Origin of the sequence: Oceaniferula spumae (assembly GCF_042849255.1) — a bacterium.
Taxonomy (GTDB): Bacteria; Verrucomicrobiota; Verrucomicrobiia; order Verrucomicrobiales; family Akkermansiaceae; genus Oceaniferula; species Oceaniferula spumae.
In genome coordinates this window covers 2,144,416-2,169,930 of sequence record NZ_AP026866.1, presented here as the reverse complement: position 1 = coordinate 2,169,930, position 25,515 = coordinate 2,144,416, and the positions used below count along the sequence as shown (strand labels likewise).

Genomic DNA, 25,515 nt, shown 5'->3' with positions numbered 1-25,515 from the left:
CTAACCGTCATGGCATCTTACGCACTCAGTCACCTCGATCACCTCGAGTCCGAGGCTATTTTCATTCTCCGCGAGACAGCGGCTCAGTTTGAAAATCCCGTTCTGTTATTCTCCGGAGGCAAGGACTCCATTGTGATGGCGCACCTCGCCTACAAGGCATTTGCACCGGCCAGGATTCCTTTTGTCCTCATGCACGTGGACACTGGGCATAACTTCCCTGAGACCATGGTTTTCCGTGACCAGTTCATCGAGAAAATCGGAGCCCGTCTGGTGGTCGCCAGCGTTCAGGAATCCATAGATAAAGGCCGCGTCACCGAAGAAAAGGGAGCCAATGCCAGCCGTAACGGCCTGCAAACTGTTACCTTGCTCGATGGCATCGAGGAGCATCAGTTCGACGCCGCTCTCGGTGGAGGTCGCCGCGACGAGGAAAAGGCCCGCGCCAAGGAACGCTTCTTTTCCCATCGTGATGATTTTGGCCAATGGGATCCGAAGAACCAGCGCCCCGAACTCTGGAACATCTTCAACGGTCGTAAACAGCACGGCGAACATTTCCGCGTCTTCCCTCTGTCTAACTGGACTGAGATGGACGTCTGGCAGTATATTAAAAAAGAGAACATCGATCTTCCGCACATATACTTCTCACACGAACGCGAAGTGTTCGAACGCAACGGTTCCTTACTCGCCGTCACAGATTTCGTGACCGTTCAGGACCACGAGGTTGTAGAGAAGAAAATCGTCCGATTCCGCACCATCGGTGATGCCACCTGCACAGGAGCCGTCGAATCTCCAGCAGCTGACATCGATGCCGTTATTCAGGAGGTAGCCTCCGCCCGCCAGACCGAGCGCGGAACCCGCTCTGATGACAAACGTTCCGAGACCGCCATGGAGGACCGCAAAAAAGAAGGATACTTCTAAGCCGCCCTTCATTCTCTCTGATTCATCTCTAACTATTCTATTTTTCCAATGTCTTCTTCCTCTACTTCCGATCTCCCATCGTCCGCTGACACTACGGGTTATCTCGACATGGACCTGCTCCGTTTCACCACGGCTGGCAGCGTCGATGACGGAAAGTCCACCCTCATCGGTCGTTTGCTCTACGATTCCAAAAACACTTTCGAAGATCAGATGGAAGCTGTTGAGCAATCCAGTAAATCTCGAGGTGACGAAAATGTGAACCTGGCACTGCTGACCGACGGCCTCAAGGCTGAGCGCGAGCAGGGGATCACCATCGATGTGGCCTACCGCTACTTCGCCACACCCAAGCGGAAGTTCATCATTGCTGACACCCCCGGACACATCCAATACACACGTAACATGGTGACCGGTGCCTCCACCGCCAACCTTGCCATCATTCTGGTGGATGCGCGTAAAGGAGTGATCGAGCAGACTAGCCGCCACTCATTCATCGCTAGCCTTCTCCGTATCCAGCACATCGTTGTCTGTGTGAATAAGATGGATCTCGTCGATTACTCGCAGGAGGTGTACGACAAGATCGTTTCCGATTACAAAGACTTTGCCTCCCGTCTCGATAACGTGGTCGACATCACTTTCATTCCGATCAGCGCGCTTAACGGCGACAACGTCGTGGATAAGTCCGAAAACATGGATTGGTATCAGGGATCTTCCCTGCTCTATCATCTGGAGACCGTCTACATCGGAAATCAGGAAAATCACGTCGAAGCACGCTTCCCCGTGCAGTGGGTCATCCGCCCTCAGTCGGACAAATGGCACGATTTCCGCGGCTACGCTGGCCGTGTGGCAGGCGGAGTCTTCAAACCTGGCGACGATGTCACCGTGCAACCGTCCGGATTTTCCACCAAGATCAAAGGCATTCACTCGGATGGTAAAGAAGTCGAGGAGGCCTATGCCCCGCTTTCTGTCGCGATCACTCTGGAGGACGAAATTGATATCTCCCGTGGCGACATGATCGTGAAGTCGAACAACCCACCGCACGTCGGTCAGGATATCGATGCCATGATCTGCTGGTTCTCTGACAAGCCTATGCAGGCACGCGGAAAATACATCATCCGCCACACCTCTCGCGAGGCCAAAGCCATCATCAAGGCCGTGAACTATAAGGTGAACATCAACACTCTGCATAAGCTTGAAGATGACCTCGAGTTCCGACTCAACGACATCGGTCGCATCAGTCTGCGCACATCGGCACCATTGATTTACGATGCCTACAAGCGCAACCGCACCACCGGCTCATTCATTTTAATCGATGCAATGACCAATGAAACAGTGGCTGCGGGCATGATCGCGTAATTGTTACCACCTCGACCTCTTGTAAAGGTTGACACTTCTATCAGCAGGACATTGCATTGCTTCCTGTCTCTAACTCCTATTGTACTGAACTATCATGAACGTGCCATTACTTGACGTGAATGCGCAGAACCACCCGATTGCCGGTGAACTGCGCGAAGCCTTTGACCGAGTGCTGGAAACCGGACGATTTATTATGGGCGAGGAGGTGGAGGCGTTCGAAGCCGAGTTGGCCGAATTTGTCGGAGCCAAACATGCGATAGGAGTGTCATCAGGAACGGATGCGATCTTGTTAGCTTTGATGGCACTTGGCATTGGTCCTGGCGACGAGGTTATCTGCCCGAGTTTTACCTTCTTTGCCACCGCCGGCTGCATCGCCCGCACCGGAGCCACGCCCGTGTTCTGCGACTGTCACCCGGACACATTCAACATCGATTTCGCATCCGCCGAGGAGTGTATTTCGGATAAAACAAAAGCCATCATCCCAGTGCATCTCTTCGGTCAGTCGGTTGACATGGATGTCTGCAATGCCTTTGCAGAAAAGCACGGGTTGAAAGTCATCGAGGACACGGCCCAATCGCTCGGAGCCCAATATCACGGTAAATCCTGTGGCGCGATGAGTGACTTCGGAACCTACAGCTTTTTCCCTTCGAAAAACCTCGGAGGACTCGGCGATGGCGGGTTGGTAGTGACTCAAAACGATGATCTGGCTGAGGTCGCCATCAAACTACGCAATCATGGGATGCACCCGCGCTACTATCATCAGATGGTAGGGGGGAATTTCCGCCTCGATGCCCTGCAGGCCGCCTTGCTTCGGGTGAAATTCAATCACTACGCCGATTACACCCGCCAACGTCAGGAGAATGCCGCCTACTACAAGGAGCGTTTGGCGGATGTTCAGTCATTCGTATTGCCCATCGAGCAGGAGGGTTACACGCATATTTGGAACCAATTTACTTTGAGAGTGAAAGACGGACGTCGCGATGCCCTGAAGGAGCATCTGATGAGCAATAACATTGGCTGTGAGGTTTACTACCCCGTGCCAATGCACCATCAGCAGTGTTTCGCTCATCTGTCATCTGACTCACGCACTTCACTCAGTGTCACCGACCAGTTGGCCGGTGAAGTTCTGAGCATTCCAGTTTATCCGGAGTTGGAAACAGAGCAGCAAGATGCTGTCATCGCCGCTCTGAAATCATTTTAGTTAGAAAATAGAATTACATGAAATCACCCACCAAAATTTGTTGTATCGGCGCCGGCTATGTCGGTGGACCTACGATGGCGATGATCGCCTCGAAGTGCCCAGATATCAGAGTCGATGTCGTCGACCTGAACGCAGAAAGAATTGCAGGATGGAACTCGGAAGAGCTTCCTGTCTATGAGCCTGGGCTTTACGAAATTGTTAGTGAGGCGCGTGGAAAAAATCTGTTTTTCTCCACTGATGTTGAAGAGCACATTGTGGATGCGGACATTATTTTTGTCGCTGTCGGAACCCCCACAAAAACCTATGGAATGGGTGCAGGGCGCGCAGCGGACCTGTGTTACATCGAAGGCGCAGCACGCATGATCGCCAAGGTCGCCAAAGGCCCGAAGATCATCGTGGAAAAGAGCACCATCCCTGTTCGCACCGCCGAAGCGATGCGCACGATCTTGAGCGCGAACTCCGGAGATGGAGAGTTTCAGGTCTTGTCGAACCCTGAGTTCCTCGCCGAAGGAACAGCCATTTCAGATTTACAGAACCCTGATCGGATTTTGATCGGTGGTGAGAGAAATCCTAAAGGAGATGCCGCTGTCGAAGCCTTGGTCAGTGTCTATAACCAGTGGATTCCGCGCGAAAGAATCCTGACAACCAACCTCTGGTCATCCGAGCTGTCCAAGCTGGTGGCCAATGCTTTCCTGGCGCAACGTATTTCATCGATCAATTCCATCTCCGCTCTCTGTGAAGCAACCGGTGCGGACATTGACGAGGTTGCTCGTGCAATTGGTACTGATTCACGGATTGGACCTAAGTTCCTCAAAGCATCAGTCGGCTTTGGTGGCTCATGTTTCCAGAAGGATATTCTCAACCTTGTCTATCTCTGCGAGCATTTCGGCTTACCCGAGGTTTCTGCTTATTGGGAAAGTGTGGTGAAGATGAACGATTGGCAGAAAGAACGCTTCTCCACGAAGATCGTGAAAACACTCTTCAATACCGTTCGTGGAAAACGCATTGCCATCTGGGGATTTGCTTTCAAAAAAGACACCAACGATACGCGTGAATCAGCCAGTATCTACATCTGCCGAGACCTCCTGATGGAGGGTGCCAACATTGCCGTCTATGATCCGCAGGTGCCCGAGTCTCTGATGCACGCCGACCTGCGCTACGTGGGTGTTCCCCAAGAAACGATCGATCAACAATTCACCGTCTGCAACTCATGCGAGGAAGCGGCCGATCAATCACATGGAGTAGCCGTGCTCACTGAGTGGGATGAATTTAAGGAGGCTGACTTCAGCAAGGTATACGAAAACATGTTCAAGCCAGCCTTCCTGTTCGATGGTCGAGATATCCTCGATCATGACGGTCTTCGGGACCAAGGCTTTGATGTTTACGCCATTGGTAAAGGCTAATTCTAACACTTAAAAATTTTATCATGTCAAAACGCATTTTAATCACCGGAGGAGCGGGGTTCTTGGGGTCCCATCTCTGCGAGCGCTTGCTCAATGAGGGCAATGAAGTCGTCTGTCTGGATAACTATTTCACAGGCTTCAAGAAAAACGTTGCCCATTTGATGGACAACCCAAGGTTCGAAATGATGCGTCACGATGTGATCGATCCATTCAAGGTGGAGGTCGACCAAATTTATAACTTGGCGTGTCCAGCATCACCTCCGCACTATCAATACAACGCGATCAAAACGATCAAGACCTCGGTCATGGGAGCGATCAATTGTCTCGGCTTGGCCAAGCGTTGCAATGCCCGCGTCTTCCAGGCATCCACTTCGGAAGTCTACGGTGATCCCGCAGTGCATCCGCAACCGGAATCTTACTGGGGAAATGTGAACCCGATTGGAATTCGTTCTTGTTATGATGAGGGCAAGCGAGCCGCAGAAACTCTGTTCATGGATTATCACCGTCAAAACGGTGTCGATATCCGTATTGTTAGAATTTTCAACACCTACGGTCCCCGCATGAATCCGGATGATGGTCGAGTGGTTTCCAATTTCATCTGCCAGGCCCTCCGTGGTGAAGACATCACTATCTACGGAGACGGTCAACAGACCCGTTCATTCTGCTACGTCGATGACCTGATCGAAGGATTTGTCCGCCTGATGGATCAGGATGAAGTCACTGGCCCCATCAATATAGGAAACCCCGGTGAGTTCACCATGTTAGAGCTCGCCGAGAAGGTGATTGCGAAGGTCGGCAATAGCACAAAGCTCGTTTTTCAGGATCTTCCGGGGGATGATCCTAAACAGCGCCAGCCCGATATCACGTTGGCCAAAAAACATCTCGATTGGCAACCTACGATCGGTCTCGATAGTGGCTTGGATCGGACTATCTCCTATTTCAAAACTGTCGTCTGAATCGTGTAAATACCCATTCTATCCATGAAAAAAGCTCTCATCACTGGAATTACGGGCCAAGACGGCTCTTACCTTGCTGAATTCCTTCTCGAAAAAGGCTACGAGGTTCACGGCATCAAGCGCCGCTCATCATCATTCAATACCGAGCGGGTCGACCATATCTACCAAGATCCTCACGTTGAAAATGCCCGTTTCCACCTGCATTATGGTGATCTAACGGACACATCTAACTTGACGCGTCTGATCAGCCAGATCCAGCCCGATGAGGTTTATAACCTCGGCGCTCAGTCGCACGTGGCAGTATCGTTCGAGTCACCCGAATACACGGCTGATGTGGATGCCATGGGAACATTGAGATTGTTAGAGGCGATTCGATTCCTCGGCCTGGAGAAAAAAACGCGTTTCTACCAAGCCTCCACCTCCGAGCTCTACGGCGAGGTTCAGGAAATCCCCCAGAAGGAAACCACTCCATTCTACCCACGCTCACCATACGCCGTCGCCAAGATGTATGCCTACTGGATCACGGTGAACTACCGCGAGTCCTACGGCATGTATGCCTGCAATGGTATCTTGTTTAACCACGAATCACCACGCCGTGGCGAAACCTTCGTCACCCGGAAAATTACCCGTGCCATCGCTAACATTTCACAGGGTGTGGAGAAATGTCTATACCTTGGAAACATGGATGCTCTGCGCGACTGGGGACATGCCAAGGACTACGTACGCATGCAGTGGATGATGCTCCAGCAGGACAAAGCAGACGACTTCGTCATCGCGACTGGGAAACAGATTTCAGTCCGTGATTTTGTCGCTCTTTCCGCCAAGGAAGCAGGCATCGAACTCGAGTTTTCAGGTGAAGGTCTCGAAGAAACCGCCAAGGTGGAATCCGTCGCTGATGCGGAAAAGACCCCAGGGGTGAAAGTAGGTGATGTCATCGTCAGAGTTGACCCACGCTACTTCCGTCCTGCCGAGGTGGAAACTCTGTTAGGCGACCCCTCAAAGGCAAAAGAAAAACTTGGCTGGACCCCAGAAATTACCGTTGAAGAAATGTGTGCCGAAATGGTTGCCCACGATCTCAACCACGCCAAACGCCACGCCCTCCTGAAGTTGCACGGCTACGATGTGTCGGTCGCTAAGGAGTAAGGTGACCGACTCGGTCACGATCAAACAACTGGCGATAGCCGCAAGTTCCACCTGAATGAATTCCCGTCTACTCATCCTCGGATCCGGTGGTATGGTCGGCTCCGCCCTTGTGCGTGCTGCTGAAAAACGCGGCTACCAAGACATCCTCCAGCCATCGAGCAAGGATCTCGATCTTACCAATCAAGCCGATACCCACAGCTATTTAGCAGAGCACAAGCCAGATCAAGTGATCGTCGCCGCTGCCAAAGTCGGTGGCATTCATGCTAACAGCACTTACCCTGCCGAATTCATCTATAAGAATCTGATGATCGCCGCAAATGCGGTGGAGGGGTCCTATCAGGCAGGTGTTAGGGAGCTACTCTTCCTTGGTAGCTCCTGCATCTATCCCAAGCTGGCACCCCAGCCGATGCCCGAGAACTGCCTTCTAACATCAGAACTCGAGCCTACCAACGAAGCCTACGCCGTTGCCAAGATCTCTGGGCTTAAACTCTGCCAATACTACCGCCAGCAATACGGAGTCAAATACCACTCCGCGATGCCAACGAATCTCTACGGACCTGGGGATAACTACCACCCGGAGAACTCCCACGTCATCCCCGCAATGATACGCAGATTTCATGAGGCAAAGGAGTCGGGCGCGGAAACTGTTACCATTTGGGGCAGTGGCACACCTCGCCGCGAGTTCCTTTACGTCGAAGATCTAGCCGATGCCTGTTTCCACCTCATGGCATTGGAAAATCCACCCGACTGGGTCAACGTCGGCTACGGTGACGACATCACCATTCTGGAACTCGCCCAAGCGGTCGCAACAACCACCGGCTTCCAAGGCCCCATTGAAACCGATCCCAGCAAACCTGACGGCACACCACGCAAGCTGATGGACAACACCATCCTCCTCAGCCTCAACTGGAAACCCGAAACCACCCTCGAACGCGGCCTCGCCAGCGCCTACCAATGTTTCTTAGCTGAGGAGAAAAGCGGTCAACTTCGGGCAAAGTGAACGTAGAAGCCAGTCACAAGACAACAGACAGCAGTCTCTGAGATGACTAATCATTTTGAAAAGCTGGATGTTTGGAAACGCGCATGTCAGTTGTCTCATGACACCTATCTGGCATTCAAAAACTCTAAGGATTATGCCTTTCGAGATCAGATGATAAGGTCGTCGCTTTCAATCCCTTCCAACATTGCCGAGGGGGCAGATAGGGGATCTCCAAAGGAGTTCATTCGTTTTCTTCATATAGCCTCCGGATCCTCAGCGGAGTTAAGGACACAAGCCTACATTGCCGGCAAACTGGGTCTTATTTCGAAAGAAACCACAGCTTCCATTGTGACAGAAACTCAAGAAATCTCAGCTATGATCTAAGGCTTAATACGTTCCATCAGAGCCACCATCTAATCTGCTGTCTACCGTCTGCTGTCTGATCTCTCCATAAACCCATGAAACGAATCTTCATCTCCGGCTGCTACGATATTATCCATGCAGGCCACCTGCAATTTTTTGAAGAAGCACGGGCACTAGGTGATCATCTAACAGTTAGCTTTGCCTCGGAGGACGTACTTTGGCATCACAAACAACGCCGCTCATCCATCCCAGACGAACATAAGAAGGCCGTGCTCGAAGGTTTGCGAATGGTCGACGAGGTGATCATCGGCACCGACCACGATTTAGGTCTCGATTTCAAAACTTACTTCTTGGAAGCAAAGCCCCACGTTCTCGCTGTCACCGAAGATGATCAATACGAAGTTATCAAACGTAACCTCTGTGAGCAAACTGGAGCTACCTACCGTGTGCTGCCGAAGACACCTCCAAAGTTCGATCCCATTTCCACATCCGGTATCGTTAAGTGGGTCAAGGCACCGACAGAATCGCCGCTGCGAGTCGACTTCGCCGGAGGGTGGTTAGACGTTCCACGCCATGCCCGCGAGGGCGCTTTTGTTGTAAACTGTGCTATTTCTCCGTTAGTCAGTTTGCGCGATTGGAATTACGAAAAGCGCGCCGGACTAGGTGGCAGCGGAGCATGGGCGCTGCTGAATGGAGAAGACGGTGTCGAGTCTGAACTAGATTTAGGAGTCGGCTGGCAAGACCCTGCCGTGATTCGTGAGACAGGCCTCTGTGTCTGGCGCAGCGGCCCACGTCCGGTGTTGGATTTTAAACGAAACGGCGACATACTTGCAGGCAAACTCGCGATTCTGTGGACTGGCTCAGAACACGACACCCCTGGCTTCGCCGATGACGAGCGCGATTACGAAAAGATCGAAGCCTCCGGTAAACTCGCCCGTCAGGGTATCCTTGACGAATGCTTGCAGCAGTTGGCCGAAGGAATGCAGGTCTATCATAGTGTGCAACTTGAGGAAGGCATGACTCCGCTCCCCGAAATCGAAGGCTCGTTAGCCCGTAAATACTGCGGTGGTGGTCACGGAGGTTATGCGGTATACCTCTTCGAATCCAAGGCATCAAGAGACGACGCCGTAGAGCAAACTCCAGACCTCCGAGCCGTAGAACCCTATTGCAGGTGAGGGAGAGCTAAACTCCAAAACTGAAACTGGGTAGTCAGGAAATAGGAGGGCAGCATGAACGATCAAACCAAAGCGTCAGCCATGCACGAATCCCATGTGTCCTCAGCTGTTTCAGGATCCACGACATTTCCCGACTCCACCGGTCTCCCCTTGGTGACGACGATACCTGTCATCGGCCTGCCCGTAGCGGTGATCGATTATGCCGGTGCCATTGATTGGATTAAAGCTGCCGCAAAAAAGGGAGACAGGGCTTACGCGGTCGAAGCAGCCAACACCCACGTAGCCGCCCACGCCCGCCACAATGATGACTTTGGCCAGGTCATGGCAAAATTCGATCTCATCACGCCAGACGGCATGCCACTAGTCTGGTCGGTGAACCGTCAATTGGCTGAACAGGATAAACTAACAGACCGCGTCTACGGCCCAACCTTGATGTTGAAAACAATCGAGGCCACTGCTGGGAATCCTGAATTGAAACATTTTCTTTTCGGTGGAAAACAAAGCACTCTGGATAAACTCCAAGACCGTTTCTCAAACGACTACCCAACGACGAATATCGCCGGAGCATACTCTCCGCCATTTGGTGAATGGCCCGAGGACGAATTCGATCGCATCTGCCAAAAAATCAAAGACTCAGGAGCCAACTTGATCTGGGTAGGTCTCGGATGTCCGAAGCAGGAAGCCTGGATCGCCAAACACAAAGACAAACTTCCACCCGCCGTCTACTTCGGCATCGGAGCCGCCTTCGCCTTCCACGCCGGCGAAGTCAAACAAGCCCCCGCCTGGATCCAGAAGTTCGGAATCGAATGGTTCTACCGATTGTGCAGAGAGCCACGGAGATTATTCAAACGCTACTTCGTGAACAACAGCTTGTTCCTCTGGTACAGTTTTCGCAGTTGAATATGGTGCGATGAAATGAATTTCGCCTCTCTCCATTTCTGGTATTGCCTGTTTCTGGCACTCGCGTGCTCAGGGGTAGTGCTGTTAGTCATACGGTTGATAAAGCCGTCGCTGCTGCCGGTGGCAGGGAAAATTTGTTTTCTGCTGACTTCACTCTTTCTGCTGGCATCAGAAAGCCTGCTAACCATGGTGGTTTTTTTGTGGGTGGTTTTATGTGGCTGGTTTTGTGTGATGCTGAGTGTGGGCACAGCCTCCGGCTGGGTGAAGCGGGTTGTTTGTGTGGTTGGATTGATCTGTCAAATCACGCCGTTGCTGTTTTTTAAGTATTGGGGGTTTGTTGCCAACGAAGTTCTCCAGCTGGGTGTAGCGGTTCCCATTGCTCTGATTCCGATGGGGCTTTCGTTCTACACCTTCCAGACGATGAGCTTCTGTCTGGACAGCTTCAAGGACCAAAAATCAGTTCCCAAGTTTATAGACTATCTGACCTTTGCCTCATTTTTTCCGCAAATTGTCGCCGGCCCCATCGAGAGACGTTCTACCTTCTTGCCACAAGCTAGAGACCTGAAGTTTCGGATAAAAAAGAGCCGAGTGGAAAGCGCTGTATCATGGATAGTTCTGGGAATGTTCTATAAAATTGCGCTTGCTGATAACATTGCCTTGATAATGGGGGCTGCATCTGTGGATGTAAACAATGCCTATCAGATCATTCTCGAAATCATCTGCTTCACATTCCGTATTTACTTTGACTTCGCTGGCTACAGTTTCATAGCACTTGGTCTGGCGAGCTTGTTTGGTGTCGATCTAACGTTGAACTTTCTTAGCCCGTATTGGTCCACCAGCCTCCGTGCATTCTGGCGTCGCTGGCACATATCATTGAGCTTCTGGTTGAGAGATTATGTCTATTTCCCTCTGGGTGGAAATCGCACCAGATTCTGGATGCTGGCATTGCTGGCTACTTTCGTGGTTTCAGGTGTTTGGCACGGAGCTGGGTGGAACTTCATTTTGTGGGGAGCACTGCACGGTCTGGGTCTGCTTGCTTGTTCCATGAAATTTCCTTGGCGGGTGCCGAAGGTTTTATGCTGGGGTATCACGACGGCTTTTGTGATGTTTGCATGGTTGTTTTTCTACGAGACGGATTTTGAAAAATTGAGCCTGAAGGTGTCGACCTTGATAGACTACCAATCCTATACGTTCGGAATTAGGGAAACTATGTTCGGGTTTTTCCATAAGGCTGCGGACATTGCTAATTTCGCAGGTATTATGGCGATAGTTTTTGCAGTAATGTTGCTTGAAGGTTTGTCTCTAAAAAGACCCGAGCCCTATAATTATCTGCGCACGAGTCCAGCCGTCCTAGCTTGTGCTTTCCTTACGGTAATCTTGGCTCCTGTTAGCCAGTCACCATTTATCTACTTTAACTTTTAGTAGAGATGCGGAGACTTACTTATGTAGTGATTGCTGTGGGGCTGGGCTTTTTAATTTCCCGTTGGCTCGTGGTATCTGGAAATCCGGAATACAATTTTTGGCGCTCATGCATGGACCGCAAAGTTGGGGAGGTAACACGCCTACGGGCGGAAACACCCGGTAAGCCTTTGATATTGTTTTCTGGAGGTTCGACATGTGTGTTTTCCATCGCACCTGAAGTAGTCGAACAGCAAACAGGAATGGCATCTTACAATATGGGTGGTGCTGTGCCGATGGGTGCCCCATATATATGTGCTAAAGTATTTGAAACTGCATCAGCGGGCGATCTTGTGGTTCTCATGTTGGAGCCCGTGATGCTAACACAACCGAATGCGGCGGAGGTGAAAAGATTAGGCGTTTCTCTCGCATCATCGGAGCAAGCTAGCGAAGAAAAAAAGTGGTTCGGTGCAAACGCTGTGCTCAAAGATGAGGCTGTTCACTTAAGACCAGGAAGTAGTTTCTTATTTAGAACGGTTGGAAAAAAACTATTGGGTAGAAAAGGGTATCGCTATACCATGGACGACTTTCGCGAGAGAGGCAGAATGGAAACGTTCTATGAAAATGAGTGGAAAAAAGCGAATCAGGTAATTGATAAGAATACCCTAAGTCAGGATGGTATCGATTTGCTCGTGAAATGTAGAGATTTAGCGGCTAAGAAAAAGGTGACAATTGTTTACAGTTTGCCTTGGACGTGGACTGTTGAGGAAATATCTGAGGAGAGCAAGCGATCTAACAAGCGACTACTCCAAGAAATCGAAGAATATATTCCAGTCATTCGCGAACCTCATATGGGCGTCTCCACGGAAGGTGAGTATTTTGCCGATACCAGTAATCATCTGACGACTGAAGGTGCAAAAATAAGATCTCTTGAGCTTGGTGAGGCACTTCAAAATTTTCTATCAAATCGAAATTAAGCATAAGAAAAACAAGATATGAAAGCAGTTATACTAGCAGGTGGGCTAGGCACCAGGTTGAGTGAAGAAACGTCGCTGAAACCGAAACCCATGGTAGAAATTGGTGGAATGCCGATCCTCTGGCACATTTTGAAAATCTACAGTGATCATGGCATCAATGATTTTATCATCTGCGCAGGTTATAAGGGGTATATAATCAAAGAGTATTTCGCGAATTACTTCCTGCATATGTCAGATGTCACTTTCAATATGTCATCCAATACAATGGAGGTTCATCGGAAAAAAGCGGAACCTTGGAACATCACGGTTGTGGATACAGGTGAAGCGACGATGACCGGTGGCCGATTGGCCCGTGTGGCCGATTACCTCGATGGAGAAACTTTCTGTTTCACATATGGCGATGGGGTGGGTGATATTGATATCACAGCACTCATTGCGCACCATAGAGCAAGTGGTAGAGAAGGAACTCTGACTGCTGTTCAGCCTCCGGGGCGCTACGGTGCTTTGGCCATCAACGATGATCAAGGTGTTGATCAATTTCAAGAAAAGCCCGAGGGTGATGGAGCCTGGATCAATGGTGGCTTCTTTGTTCTCGAACCATCGGTCCTAAAACGCATCAAACACGGAGATGCTACCGTATGGGAGCGTGGTCCGCTTGAAGGGCTTGCCTCCGATAAACAATTGTCAGCCTACAAACATCGTGGTTTCTGGCGCCCCATGGACACGCTACGTGATAAGTTGCAGCTTGAAGAAATGTGGGTGACAGGCAAAGCGCCGTGGAAAACATGGTGATTGAACTGATGAACAAAACTTTTTGTTCAGTTCTGCAGTTGTCGTGATAGTGGAATATTCCGCTTTAATTTGGAGATGTTAGTAAAGTATTAGTTAGATGCCATTCCATTCAATTTACGCAGGAAAAAAAGTTTTAGTCACTGGTCACACCGGCTTTAAAGGGAGTTGGCTCTGTGAGTGGTTACTGGGACTTGATGCCGAGGTCACTGGATATGCTCTAGACCCATTGGCGGACACTGATCTGTTCTGCCAACTCGACCTGGCGTCGAGGTTACATAAGGATGTTCGTGCAGACTTGTCTGACTTGCAATGCCTGACTAAACTAGTGGCGGATTTAAAACCTGATTTTGTTTTTCATTTAGCTGCGCAGCCGTTGGTCAGATTGTCATATGCCATACCAGTTGAGACATTTGCTACCAACGTCATGGGGAGTATCCACCTCATGGAAGCGCTGAGACTTTCAAACCATGACTGTTCAGTTGTGATGGTAACTACCGACAAATGTTACCAAAACAGAGAGTGGCTTAGCAGCTATCGTGAACAGGACGCCATGGGCGGACACGATCCTTATAGCGCAAGTAAAGGTGCGGCCGAGATTGCCATTGCCTCCTATCGTGATTCATATTTTTCCAGTGCGGAAGGCCCAGTAAGAATTGCGTCTGGGCGCGCAGGGAATGTGATTGGCGGGGGTGACTGGGCGGCGGACAGAATTATTCCAGATTGCATACGCGCAATTGGGGAGGGTAAGCCGATTACGGTTCGGAACAAAACAGCCACCCGTCCTTGGCAACACGTCTTGGAGCCCCTCTCAGGCTATCTCTGGCTCGGCGCAGCCCTAAGCGAGCCATCAGTATTATCCTTTCAGAATGCTTCTGCGTTGGCTGGAGGGTTCAATTTTGGTCCTAGCTTGCCGTCTAACAAGCCTGTATCGGACTTAGTCAGAGAGTTTATTAAGCATACGGGTGGTGAGTGGATTGATGCTTCAGAACCGGATGCACCTCACGAGGCTTCTAAGCTGAATCTTGCGATCGATAAAGCGTTTCACCTACTGCAATGGCAGCCTGTCTGGGATTTTTCGCAGACGGTTAAATACACAGCAGAGTGGTATCTCGGAGCTGATTCCCCGGCAGCAGCAAGGAAATTGACCCAGCTTGATATTTCCAACTACACTCGGGATGCCTCTGGGTTGGCTTGGGCTGACTCCCGATAGACAGACCGATTATTTTGTTCTTATTACTTTTACTTTTTCTATGACAGCATCTGAAACAAAAACTGAGATTCTCCGGTTAACAAGAGAATTTAGCCGACTTACCCACACCGCCAACCGCCCCGGAAATGATCCTGATCACGCGCCGTTTTCGCCCGGCCAGACCATTCCTTACGCCGGACGCGTGTTCATGGAGGACGAGGTCGAGGCAGCGGTTTCCGCCACCTTGGACTTCTGGCTCACTCTTGGATCCGAAGGTGAGGCCATGGAGAAGGAATTAGCCGCCTTCATGGGTGTGAAGCACTCGCTTCTCGTCAATTCCGGCTCCTCTGCGAATCTTGTCGCTTTCTCGGCACTGACCACTCACAAACTTCCGGAGCACAAACGCATCCGGCCAGGTGACGAGGTCATAACTGTCGCCGCAGGTTTCCCCACTACCGTCTCCCCCATCATCCAGTGCGGAGCGGTGCCGGTATTCATTGATGCCAAGCCCCTCACTGGAAACGCCGATTGTGCATTGCTGGAAGCCGCATTTTCTCCCGGAAAAACCAAGGCGGTGATGATGGCCCACGCATTGGGGAACCCGTTCGAGCTAATCACCGTTCTAGAGTTCTGCAAAAAACATGATCTCTGGCTGATCGAGGACAACTGCGACGCGCTCGGCTGCACCTACACCTTGCCTCTTGAAAAAGCGAAGGAGCTGGGTCTCGATCACCTTATCAAAATAGCTGAAAAGGGTGAGCACGATATCATCCGCATTGCCGACGATTTCCTTACAGCACCCACTGGTAGCTTCGGGGACATTTCTACCCAGTCATTTTACCCTCCCCATCACCTCACCATGGGTGAAGGAGGAGCTGTTAACATCGTCCGCCGTCCGCCGCTGAAAACCTACGCGGAAAGTTTCCGCGACTGGGGACGCGATTGCTGGTGCCCTTCCGGTAAAGACGATACCTGCGGCAAGCGTTTCATGTGGCAGCTCGGGGAGCTTCCCGAGGGTTACGATCACAAATACATCTACAGTCATCTTGGCTTTAATCTGAAACCCCTCGATCCGCAGGCAGCCATCGGGCGCGTTCAGATCCGCCGCTTGCCGGATTTCATCGAGGCCCGGAAACAAAACTGGGAACGCCTCCGCCGTGGCCTTCATGGCCTGGAGCATGTAATCGATTTCGCTCTACCCACCCATGCCACCGAATGGGTTCCCAGCGATGCCGATAACAATTTTTCCTCCGATTTCAAATGGGATGAGACCGGCTGCAAATCCGACTGCTCATGGTTCGGTTTCAAAATCACGATCAAAGAAGACGCTCCGTTTTCACGCACGGAGCTCGCCAAGGAACTTGACGATAAAAAAATAGGCAACCGCATGCTCTTTGGCGGTAACCTCGTCCGCCAGCCGGCCTTCGTCCAGCTCCGCCGTGACAAGCCGGAGGGGATGAGGGTATCCGGGGAACTGCCGGGTGCGGACAGGATCATGAACCAGACGATGTTCCTCGGAACTTATCCCGGCCTCACCCCGGAGATGATCGATTACATGGTGAAAGTCATCCGCGACTTTGCTGCTTCCAAAGCCGCTTGAATCCCGCCCGCCCATGACCCTGATCGATGAACCACTCCCCGGCGTAAAAATCCTCAAACCCTTCGTGTTTGAAGACGAGCGTGGAAATTTCGTAAAGCCCTTCCACGAAGGACAACTCGCCGAGCACGGGATTTCAATGGATGTGAAAGAGGAATTCTTCTCCACCTCCCAAGCAGGTGTCCTGCGCGGGATGCATTTCCAGCTCCCACCGCACGCCCATCAGAAACTGGTCTATTGCATCACAGGGCGCGTCCTCGATGTGCTTCTCGATCTTCGAAAAGGTTCGCCAACTTATGGAAAAAGCAGCTCTTTCGAGCTGTCTGCAGCGAATCGCCACATCGTTCATATACCGGTCGGTTTCGCCCACGGTTTCTTGAGCATGGAGGAAAATTCCTGTCTCGTCTATAAAACCGATGCCGTTCACGCCCTTGAGGCGGACGCGGGAATTCTATGGAACAGCTTCGGCTACGAATGGCCGACAGGTGAAACGGAGCCGGTCATTTCCGGAAGGGACATCGATCACCCACAGTTCTCCGATTTCAAATCGCCATTCCGCATCGCCGAGGCTGAATAATCTGGGTCTTTCCAATGAAAATTTTTCTCACCGGGGGAACCGGATTCATCGGCTCTCACTTTATCAATCAGGCTCACGAGGCGGGGCATGAGATAGTCGCGCACCGTCGCGCACCGGAATCACGATCAAGGATTCCTCTCTGCCGGGAGCCACAATGGCTGGACAAGTCCATCGACAGCCTCGCTCCAGCTGACTTTACAGGCTGTGAAGTCCTCGTCCATCTCGCGGCACACTCTGCGAACGTCCCTTACGACACGCTCGAAAATTGCATCCGCCAAAATGTCCTGGCACCACTCGCCATGTTCCGCGCCGCATCGGGAGCCGGTCTGAAACGGTTCGTCGTCGCCGGATCCTGCTTTGAATACGGACGTAGTGGGGAACGCCATGAATTCATCCCACCGGATGCCGGACTGGAACCGGTTTCCAGTTACCCCGCGTCAAAAGCCGCCGCCTCCGTTGCATTCCACTCGCTTGCTTGCGAGGAAAAGCTCGAACTCCTCATCCTGCGCATTTTTCAAGTCTTCGGAGAGGGTGAACTTGAGACCCGTTTCTGGCCGTCCCTGCGCAAGGCTGCACTCGCTGGCGAGGACTTCCCCATGTCACCCGGATTGCAGGTGAGGGATTTCATAAACGTCACCGAAGTTGCCGCCGGCTTTGTCAAAGCACTCGAGAGAAAGGATCTCAGACCGGGCGAGCCTGTCATTGAAAACCTCGGCAGCGGAAATCCTCGCTCACTCATCGAATTTGCAAAGGCCGAATGGCACAATCTGGGTGCCACCGGAAAGTTGCTTCCAGGTGCCGTCCCGATGCGTGCCAACGAAGTCATGCGCTTTGTTCCCGTAGTTTGAACACATCTCTCCGCCCGCACCGGCGCACCCACAGCATCAGCCGATGGCCATCAGACTTCCCCGGAAATGGATCAACCAGTCATTCTGGGCCATATTGGATCAGGGCTTTTTCGCAGCATCCAATTTCGCGCTGAACATCATGCTGGCCCGATGGCTGGGCGTAGAGGCCTATGGAGCTTTTGGTATTGCTTTCACGGTATTTCTTTTTGTAGCGATCATTCACACGAGTCTGCTGACGGAACCAATGATGGTTTTCTGTTCGGGCCGGTTCAAAGACGGGACTCTGGGGTATTTACGCAATCTTCTCAAAATCCACTGGACGGCGGCTTGGCTTGGTAGCGCTGCCATCGCATTACTATCTTCCTTTTTCTATTGGGGGACTCCATCTAGGGAACCCATTTTACTACTGGCATTTCTTACAGGCCCATTACTCTATCCATGGCTCTTGAGGCGGGCGTGTTACCCTGCAGGGTTGCCCCGTATTGCAGCGGAAAGCGGGGCGATTTACCTAATATTACTTCTCGGATCCACCTCCATTCTACGGATATCAGGTTCTCTCACAGTACTCACCGCCCTTATGGCAATGGGCGCCTGCGCCGCTCTCTCCGGTGCGTGGATACAGTTCAAACTTTCTAAACCGGAGAAACTCACTTCAGCTACCACCACGTCCTCACGCGAAATAAGGAGCGAACACTGGACTTACGGCAAATGGGCTCTACTCACCGGCATTGTTGGATGGATTCCGGGAAATCTCGCGATGCTCATTCTTCCCGTCTGGGGTGGGGTGGAAGCTTCCGGTGAATACAGAGCGGCCTTCAACCTCGTTCTTCCCGTTCAACAAGTTCTCGCTGCGGCAGGACCTCTGCTTCTTCCTTTTCTAGTCCGTTCCCGAGAACTGCCCGTCTTCCAGAGCAAGGTGACGAAACTTGCGCTTGCGTTCATGATCGCCCCCGCGCTCTGGACGGCACTACTCGCAATCGCCGGCTCACTGCTCGCCGGACTTCTTTATGACGATGCCATACCGCTTCCCACCCACGTTCTCCTTCTGCTGGGGATCCAAACCATACTTGGTGCCGGTGTCCTTGTGCTGGCGACCGGACTCCGAGCCATGGAAAAACCCAAAGAAGCTTTCAAGGGCTACCTATGCTCCTCTCTGCTCTCGCTTCTTGCGGGAATTCCCCTGATGGCAGTCTACGGTTTGACTGGAGCCGCCGCCGGTGGCGTCATTTCAACGGCTGGATCGGCAGTCATCATGGTTCTGGTTTTCCGAAAAACCATGCGCCCCGACGGATTGGCGCAACCTGTTAATCCTTAAACACCAGGTCACCAGATGCCGATCGATTATCCCGAAGCCCGAAAAGTTCTGTCATGGCTTGGCGCCGAGTACGATGTTTGCTCATCATCGGAAGGCTGGTGGCTTCTTTCTCGTCGTGGCAGCGCCCGTTTCCTCATACCCACTAATCCGGTCTCTTGGGCAAACGCAAGCCGTCTGGTAAACGGTCGGCTGCAGAGACTCGCCTTCTCAGCCGCGCTCCGATTCAAAAAAACAATCCGAACAAAAACAGACGTAGCAGCACCCGGTTCCAATTCGCGTATCGACGACTGGCTGCGCGATGCGACATCGGCACCAACTGTCCACAAGGCCGTTTACTTGGGGACACCCAGCGTTTTTGCGAAAGACACCATTCAGTGCCAGAGCGAATCCGGGAAAATCTTGGGATACGCGAAAATCCCCAGAACAACACGGGCAACGCAATCAATCGCCAATGAGGTCAACACATTGGTCGAGCTGGGAGAGCGACTTCCCAATGAAACCTTTTTCCCGAAGGTCCTGAAACACGATCAGCAAATTTCCCTCCAATCAACCGCTCCGGAAAGTCATGGAAATGATCCTGAACAATCCGTACGTGATATTTTACTCCAACTCGCCGGACTTTCCCGGCAGGAAATCCCATGGGAGCTTTCCCCGGCAGCAGCGATCATTCAAAGTGCACACGTAGCGCTCGCAAAGCAGGGAAACTCTGAATGGGCGGACTCACTGAAATGTGAAAACGAATCCATTGCGAAAGTATTCAGATCTCGCCCCCTTCCGCACCACCTAAGCCACGGAGATTTTATCCCATGGAATCTTCATGGTCGCTTCGTCTTCGACTGGGAATGGGCCGGCCTAGATCTACCATGGCAGGATTTTTTACATTACTCCCTTTTCCCCCTCCTTACTCAGGCCAAGGTACCAACGGAGCAATCGCTGCAAAGCCATCTCAAGCGGGGGATTCACCGTATGGGATTAAACCAGCACGACGCATTCCCTGGCTTCGATCCGCAGTGGACACGCGTCTATCTCGCCAAAAGATTTGCATTCTACTCGATGAGCGCCATCGACAATGGTGACGATCCGCGCAATTTTCGCTTTCTTCACAACTTCCATTCTCTACTTCACCGGTAAACGGTTTTAATTCCGCCGATTCCGAATAACCTGCCGCATTCCTATGCAAAATAAGATCAACTTAATCTTCGTCTTTCTTATAGCCTTAATTTTCGGCATTGTCCTTGCCGTCGATATCGGATTCGCGGACTACGAACAACTCGGGATCTACGCTGTCGTCGGGATTGTCCTTTACTTCTTGATCAACGGCTGGAGGAACGTCTGGTGGTTGACTGCCCTGCTGATCTTCTCGGGCGTCGTGTTTTATCACTCGTTCGAGTTTAATGCGGAGCACTTGTTCGTGATGATGCTTGCTTTGGCGTCCCTGATGTTCATCATCTCACGCGGGGCAATGCCTCAGGTGCCCGAATTCAGGAAGGCCGGCTCGACGTCTGCTGCCATAGTAACAGGTGTGCTCTTTTTCTATGGGCTCATTCATTTTATAGTCTACTACGCATTTCCATATTCCCCTACGGACTACTCTGTGAAGACGAGTACAAAGGCATATTTTGAGTGTTATGCGTCCATGTTCTGTTTTTTCTGGCTCCTGGTTGGCCCTTACGGTTTCAATCTCAAGCCAAACTGGAGCAATAGGTTCATCGTCATCATGGTTCTCTGCATAGCCGGAAACGTCGCCGTGCGGGGTGCGCTGTTCCTTATGGGCTTCCAAGCAGCTGACGGACTAAGCGATGATGGGGTGGGTTTCGGAGCTGTGGGTGTACCGATCATCAACATGTATCCTGGAGTCTACACGCTCAGGAACATTTCCCCGCTCGTCTGTTTGATTTTGTTCATGATCATGACCGGAAAAGGATGGTGGAGCTCGAACTCGTTCAGAATGAAGTTTTTGGTGATTTCCGGGTTCTTCCTCTGCATCGTTGGTGCTGCGTTCTCAGGCGGCCGAGCATCGCTCCCCTTATGTATCTTGCTGGTTATGTTGGGAGCGCTGATGAGGAGGCAGGTAGGACTGGTCGCCCTGATGGGAATGGCTATGGTATTGCTGGTTGCCGCCGTGAACATATTTTCTGATTTGATCAACACGAAGGCGCCCTTCTATGTGGCGCGCTCAGTCCAATTGGTGATGATCGATAAAGGGAGCGCCTATGACACCATTGGCGATTCGCAGAGCGTGAGAAACGCGGCCATCGAGGAAGCCGTTGTGCAGTGGAAAAAAGACAACCGAGTGTTTTTCTTCGGCAGATCCGTGTATCACATCACATGGGAGGAGGCATTTTATGTGAAAAGCACCCTCGGACACGAGGGCTTTGTGATAAACGCCATGAAAAGTGGTCGTACTCACAACATGATCACTGATCTCCTATTGCAATACGGAATCGTGGGCTGTGTCCTCTATGTCACCGCATATCTCATGGTTATACGATTCATTTGGCGTTTGAGAAAAGCTCTTTCGGATAACGACGGCATTGTCAGGTGGTTAATTGATGCGATGGCAATTTACCTTCCCATCATGTTCATATACCAAGCTCTTGGGGGCACATATATGCCCATTGTGGTCCCTCTGATCATTGGCCTTGCCCGTGGTCATCTGGTGGCGCTGAAAAATCGGGTCTCAACACCCTTGCCATCGGAAGAGACTGCTTTGACATCATCTGCAGCCGACAGGCTCTCATCGTAGCTCAGCGGTAGAGCTTATTGCTTTTCCTTATCTATCAAGGCTGATCCGTTCCCATGCCAGATAAAGTCATAACAATCTGCATCCCTGTATACAACGGGGCGCGCTTCCTTTTTGACGCTGTCCGCAGTGCTCTGGCTCAAGAATACAGCCCTTTGGAGGTTCTCGTCGTGGACAATCAATCTAACGACGGGACTCTTGGTACGCTTGCAGGTGTGGAAGACCCACGTCTCAATGTGATTGCTCTTGATGACCATGTAGGCATGGCCGAAAACTGGGACAGGACCGCCGCTCTGGCGAATGGTGATTTGGTTTTGATGCTCTCGGCGGACGACTGCCTGTTGCCTGGAGCCCTTTCGGTTTTGGCCGCTCCCTTTCACCAGAATCCGGAGTTGGATCTCGTGCTTGGACGGCCCAGGCATCTTGATGAGGCGGGAAACCGCCCGTTTGGAGTCGCACTTCGGTCGATGCCTGCCGGAGATATCACGGAGCTCGAAAGTTTTGTCATCAGCCACACCCCGGCGATCAACATCAACGCTATCCTTTTCCGGAGAGGTCTTGCTAGGTTCCGTCCCTCAGCCGGACTGGTCTGTGACCTTGATTTGTTGCTCACGCTAGGGCGGGAGGGGCGCAAGGGTTTGGTCGTTGATCGTGAAGTGCTGTCTTACCGGGAACACCCGGATGCCCTCTCCACGGATCGTGTCAGAATGTGGCGGGAAACAATAGACTGCTACTTGCACCACCTCACCCAAAGTTACCGTCCCCATGCTTACCGATGGCGTCTTTTCAAAACCCTCCACTGGTTCGGAAGCCATGTGACAGGTACTGATCAGGAAGGTAGCTTCCGCGAGAAACTTGCTCTTGCCAGCCCCTATCTTTCAGGCAGGCAACGGATGGCGCTCAAGCTTGGTCAAATCCCGCTTTTACGCGAAGCGGCATCCCGGCTGAGGAACCTTGCTTCCCGGCTTCCGAAGTCCGATCAAGCGGCCGAAGCCGTGTATCCGCCACCTATTAAAAAGACTTCCTCATCCCGAGAGAAACTGTCCGATTGAAACCAAGGCACGATGTTGCGCCTGTTCCGTACCGTTTTCGATGCGCCCGTTTACCTCTTCTATTCCCATGCACCCCAGCGATCCATTTTTCCAGAAAGCTCTCAAAGACCTGCTCGAGGCGGGCAAGATCACCACAGATGATTCAATGCTCGTCATCTGCGGCGGCAAGACCGACTTTGACAACCTTCGGGCGGCCGGATTTACCAACGTCACAATCAGCAATCTGGACGAGAGGATGCTTGTGGACGATGGAGCCTGCTATCACCCCTATGGCTGGCGTTTTGAAAATGCAGAGAACATCGGTGTGGAGGATGCCAGCTATGACCTTGTTCTGGTGCATTCGGGTTTGCACCATCTGCGTTGTCCGCTGCGTGGCATTACGGAAATGTATCGAATCGCCCGTAAGGGGGTGATCGGTTTCGAGCCTAATATGAACCTCTTCACGAAGTTAGGTGCGAATCTGGGTTTCGGACAAAAATGGGAGCATGCTGCGGTATTTTTCAACGATCTGAAATGGGGTGGGGTGGAGAACACAGATATTCCCAACTTCGTCTATCGATTCCGCGCCGACGACATCCGCCAGACGGCGAACACGTTCAACCCGATCGCAGATCACCGCTGCCGTTTCTGGTATTCCACCCGTTTTCCCGATCGCCTACTATCCGTGAGCAATCCTCTAATCCGCATACCCGCCAAACTGGGGGCACCGCTTTTCGAGCTTGTGGGGAGTCTGCTGCCTTCGCTGGCAAACAATATTGCCTTCTGGGTGGAGAAGCCAAAGCTTCCCGAGGATCTTCTTCCATGGTTGCGTTTGGTTAACGGCGAGGTCGCCTTGGATAAAGATACCCTGAGTGCTTTGTATCAGACAGATCCCACAACCAAATAATCCAGCTTAGGAGACAGCATTTTGATTTCGCCGACGGAAACACACGTTACAAATGAAAGCTTTTAATCGTCACGGCAAAAAAGGCAAAATGAGGGGAGGAAAGATATTCTGCAACGTTCCCAGGATGTCTATTGAGCCACTAATCATTAATGAATCGATAAGATCACGATAATCGTTCCAGTAATCGAAAGAGCCAAATATGAGGACTCAGTCAGATGCTCCTCTATTCGCCGACACTGTTTAGCACCTGAATGCCAAGATGCTGTAAAGTGATCCGTTCTTGTCGCGAGAGAATTATAGCGGATGCTCCGAGAAAGATAAATACTGAAACTAGCCGAGACCTCAAATTAGAGTCGCCGGTCAACGAAACATTCTATTTACAGACGAAGGTATATCACATAGTGAGTGGCTATAGTATCGCTTAACTTGAAAATTTTAGCATAGAGTCTCCTTTCTGCCGTTTGAATGCTGGCAGACATTTATGCATATTTTTCACTATTGAATTCGTAGACCTCGGGACCCTTAAACGACACAAAAATTAATTCTCATATACACCGAACTGTTTTAAATTCATTGAAATAAATAGCCTAAAACATATGTCACTTTCAAAAAAATCTTATTTCTTAATAATGTGGTTTTTTATGTTAAAGGGAATTTTGCTACGAACATTTTCAGGATGGGAAGAAGCACCTTCAGTTGAATAATAAAATAACAATCAACAAAGTGTGCACTTTCAAAATAAATATTCATCAAGTTAACCGGATAATCCGTTTTAAACAGTAATTTTATCCAATGAATTTCAATAACTCAAATAATTATGGGCTTAGACAATGAAACCACACGCTATCTCTTGGCGGATTCAAAAAAGACAATTCGCGGAAAATCAGTGCTAACGATCGCGCGCCAAACGCTGCAGATGGGCGAATCTGAACTTGATCGTTTGTTAAAAGAATTTGGAATTCCCGCTGAGGCACAGCCCAATATCGATTGGAAATCGAAAAGACGACCGTATGCTGAACCTCTTTTCTCATCGTTGGGCGCACTTTCTGTCAATTCCATGGACTTTTCTGACTACGAGAGCGCAGATCTTATCCACGATTTAAACGACCCAATCCCCGACAAATGGAAAAAGAAATTCGATTTTGTCTGTGAATCAGGTTCGCTGGAACACATTTTCAACCTACCGGTCGCAGTTAAAAACTGCATGGAGATGGTGAAAGTTGGAGGCTATTTAACTTGGGCAGGCCCCGCAAATAATTTCTTTGGCCATGGCTTTTATCAATTTAGCCCTGAACTGTTGTATCGTATTTTATCTAAAGAAAATGGGTACAAAATAATTAGAATGATTGCTATAGAATACGATTCAAAGCGTAGATGGTACAGGGTTCATGATCCCGCAGTAAAACATGACCGGATCAAACTTATATCAAAGCATCAAATTTCTGTAATAGTAACTGCGGAAAGGGTCTCGGAGGAAAAAATCTTTCTAAGAAATCCACAGCAGAGCGATTATCTAGAAGAGTGGAATGATACCGCCCATCAGATAAAACTGAATATAACTCCAAAGAAAAAACATAACATGAGAGCGATTAAGGATTACCTGATTAGCAATCATCCCCGACTAGCACAGATTGGTAGAACAATACAGCAATCCGGACTAAACCGAGAATACTCGTTCAAAAACCCAAAATCATTTGAACCGCTCAGTAAACCTCGCAAAGCTGGTCACTTTTAAATCACTTAGATAGTCTTT

Annotated in this window: 23 protein-coding genes; all 23 read left to right on the top strand. The window is 50.8% G+C overall.

The window, feature by feature from the left end:
* The first annotated feature begins 9 nt into the window (after positions 1–9).
* Positions 10–915: a sulfate adenylyltransferase subunit CysD gene (gene cysD, locus ACSPJT_RS08975; RefSeq protein ID WP_435896040.1), complete on the top strand. Its 906-nt coding sequence runs from the start codon at positions 10–12 to the stop codon at positions 913–915.
* Between the two features lie 48 nt (positions 916–963).
* Positions 964–2,268, top strand: coding sequence for a sulfate adenylyltransferase subunit CysN (gene cysN / locus ACSPJT_RS08970; protein WP_435896039.1), 1,305 nt, complete (start codon positions 964–966; stop codon positions 2,266–2,268).
* Between the two features lie 94 nt (positions 2,269–2,362).
* The gene (locus tag ACSPJT_RS08965; RefSeq protein ID WP_435896038.1) at positions 2,363–3,469 is read left to right on the top strand and encodes a DegT/DnrJ/EryC1/StrS family aminotransferase; all 1,107 of its coding nucleotides are present in this window, start codon (positions 2,363–2,365) and stop codon (positions 3,467–3,469) included.
* Positions 3,470–3,486: 17 nt separating this feature from the next.
* The gene (locus ACSPJT_RS08960) at positions 3,487–4,872 is read left to right on the top strand and encodes a UDP-glucose 6-dehydrogenase (protein ID WP_435896037.1); all 1,386 of its coding nucleotides are present in this window, start codon (positions 3,487–3,489) and stop codon (positions 4,870–4,872) included.
* A gap of 23 nt (positions 4,873–4,895) precedes the next feature.
* Complete coding sequence (locus tag ACSPJT_RS08955) at positions 4,896–5,828, top strand: UDP-glucuronic acid decarboxylase family protein (protein WP_435896036.1); 933 nt, start codon at positions 4,896–4,898, stop codon at positions 5,826–5,828.
* 24 nt (positions 5,829–5,852) lie between these two features.
* Positions 5,853–6,971, top strand: coding sequence for a GDP-mannose 4,6-dehydratase (gmd, locus tag ACSPJT_RS08950; protein ID WP_435896035.1), 1,119 nt, complete (start codon positions 5,853–5,855; stop codon positions 6,969–6,971).
* A gap of 55 nt (positions 6,972–7,026) precedes the next feature.
* Positions 7,027–7,971 (top strand): GDP-L-fucose synthase family protein, encoded by a 945-nt coding sequence (locus ACSPJT_RS08945; RefSeq protein WP_435896034.1) that lies wholly within the window; start codon positions 7,027–7,029, stop codon positions 7,969–7,971.
* 42 nt (positions 7,972–8,013) lie between these two features.
* A complete protein-coding gene (locus tag ACSPJT_RS08940) occupies positions 8,014–8,334 on the top strand; it encodes a four helix bundle protein (RefSeq protein ID WP_435896033.1) in 321 nt (106 codons plus the stop codon).
* A 74-nt stretch (positions 8,335–8,408) separates the two neighbouring features.
* Positions 8,409–9,488 carry an adenylyltransferase/cytidyltransferase family protein gene (locus ACSPJT_RS08935; RefSeq protein ID WP_435896032.1) on the top strand — a complete coding sequence of 360 codons (1,080 nt, stop codon included), beginning with the start codon at positions 8,409–8,411 and terminating at the stop codon, positions 9,486–9,488.
* Positions 9,489–9,542: 54 nt separating this feature from the next.
* Positions 9,543–10,388, top strand: coding sequence for a WecB/TagA/CpsF family glycosyltransferase (locus ACSPJT_RS08930; protein ID WP_435896031.1), 846 nt, complete (start codon positions 9,543–9,545; stop codon positions 10,386–10,388).
* A gap of 15 nt (positions 10,389–10,403) precedes the next feature.
* Entirely contained in the window at positions 10,404–11,810 is a 1,407-nt protein-coding gene (locus tag ACSPJT_RS08925; RefSeq protein WP_435896030.1) for an MBOAT family O-acyltransferase, read from the top strand.
* 110 nt (positions 11,811–11,920) lie between these two features.
* The gene (locus tag ACSPJT_RS08920; RefSeq protein WP_435896029.1) at positions 11,921–12,763 is read left to right on the top strand and encodes a hypothetical protein; all 843 of its coding nucleotides are present in this window, start codon (positions 11,921–11,923) and stop codon (positions 12,761–12,763) included.
* Between the two features lie 18 nt (positions 12,764–12,781).
* Positions 12,782–13,555 carry a glucose-1-phosphate cytidylyltransferase gene (rfbF, locus tag ACSPJT_RS08915; protein WP_435896028.1) on the top strand — a complete coding sequence of 258 codons (774 nt, stop codon included), beginning with the start codon at positions 12,782–12,784 and terminating at the stop codon, positions 13,553–13,555.
* A 97-nt stretch (positions 13,556–13,652) separates the two neighbouring features.
* On the top strand, positions 13,653–14,765 hold the full coding sequence (rfbG, locus tag ACSPJT_RS08910) for a CDP-glucose 4,6-dehydratase (RefSeq protein ID WP_435896027.1): 1,113 nt from the start codon (positions 13,653–13,655) through the stop codon (positions 14,763–14,765).
* A gap of 40 nt (positions 14,766–14,805) precedes the next feature.
* Positions 14,806–16,344, top strand: coding sequence for a lipopolysaccharide biosynthesis protein RfbH (rfbH, locus tag ACSPJT_RS08905; protein ID WP_435896026.1), 1,539 nt, complete (start codon positions 14,806–14,808; stop codon positions 16,342–16,344).
* Positions 16,345–16,357: 13 nt separating this feature from the next.
* The gene (gene rfbC / locus ACSPJT_RS08900; protein ID WP_435896025.1) at positions 16,358–16,918 is read left to right on the top strand and encodes a dTDP-4-dehydrorhamnose 3,5-epimerase; all 561 of its coding nucleotides are present in this window, start codon (positions 16,358–16,360) and stop codon (positions 16,916–16,918) included.
* A 14-nt stretch (positions 16,919–16,932) separates the two neighbouring features.
* Positions 16,933–17,766, top strand: coding sequence for an NAD-dependent epimerase/dehydratase family protein (locus ACSPJT_RS08895; RefSeq protein ID WP_435896024.1), 834 nt, complete (start codon positions 16,933–16,935; stop codon positions 17,764–17,766).
* A gap of 43 nt (positions 17,767–17,809) precedes the next feature.
* Positions 17,810–19,081 (top strand): hypothetical protein, encoded by a 1,272-nt coding sequence (locus ACSPJT_RS08890; protein WP_435896023.1) that lies wholly within the window; start codon positions 17,810–17,812, stop codon positions 19,079–19,081.
* Between the two features lie 15 nt (positions 19,082–19,096).
* The gene (locus tag ACSPJT_RS08885; protein WP_435896022.1) at positions 19,097–20,212 is read left to right on the top strand and encodes a phosphotransferase; all 1,116 of its coding nucleotides are present in this window, start codon (positions 19,097–19,099) and stop codon (positions 20,210–20,212) included.
* Between the two features lie 43 nt (positions 20,213–20,255).
* The gene (locus tag ACSPJT_RS08880) at positions 20,256–21,827 is read left to right on the top strand and encodes a hypothetical protein (protein WP_435896021.1); all 1,572 of its coding nucleotides are present in this window, start codon (positions 20,256–20,258) and stop codon (positions 21,825–21,827) included.
* A 53-nt stretch (positions 21,828–21,880) separates the two neighbouring features.
* Complete coding sequence (locus ACSPJT_RS08875; RefSeq protein WP_435896020.1) at positions 21,881–22,876, top strand: glycosyltransferase family 2 protein; 996 nt, start codon at positions 21,881–21,883, stop codon at positions 22,874–22,876.
* 67 nt (positions 22,877–22,943) lie between these two features.
* The gene (locus ACSPJT_RS08870) at positions 22,944–23,762 is read left to right on the top strand and encodes a class I SAM-dependent methyltransferase (RefSeq protein ID WP_435896019.1); all 819 of its coding nucleotides are present in this window, start codon (positions 22,944–22,946) and stop codon (positions 23,760–23,762) included.
* A gap of 817 nt (positions 23,763–24,579) precedes the next feature.
* Positions 24,580–25,497 (top strand): hypothetical protein, encoded by a 918-nt coding sequence (locus ACSPJT_RS08865; protein WP_435896018.1) that lies wholly within the window; start codon positions 24,580–24,582, stop codon positions 25,495–25,497.
* The last annotated feature ends 18 nt before the right edge of the window (positions 25,498–25,515 follow it).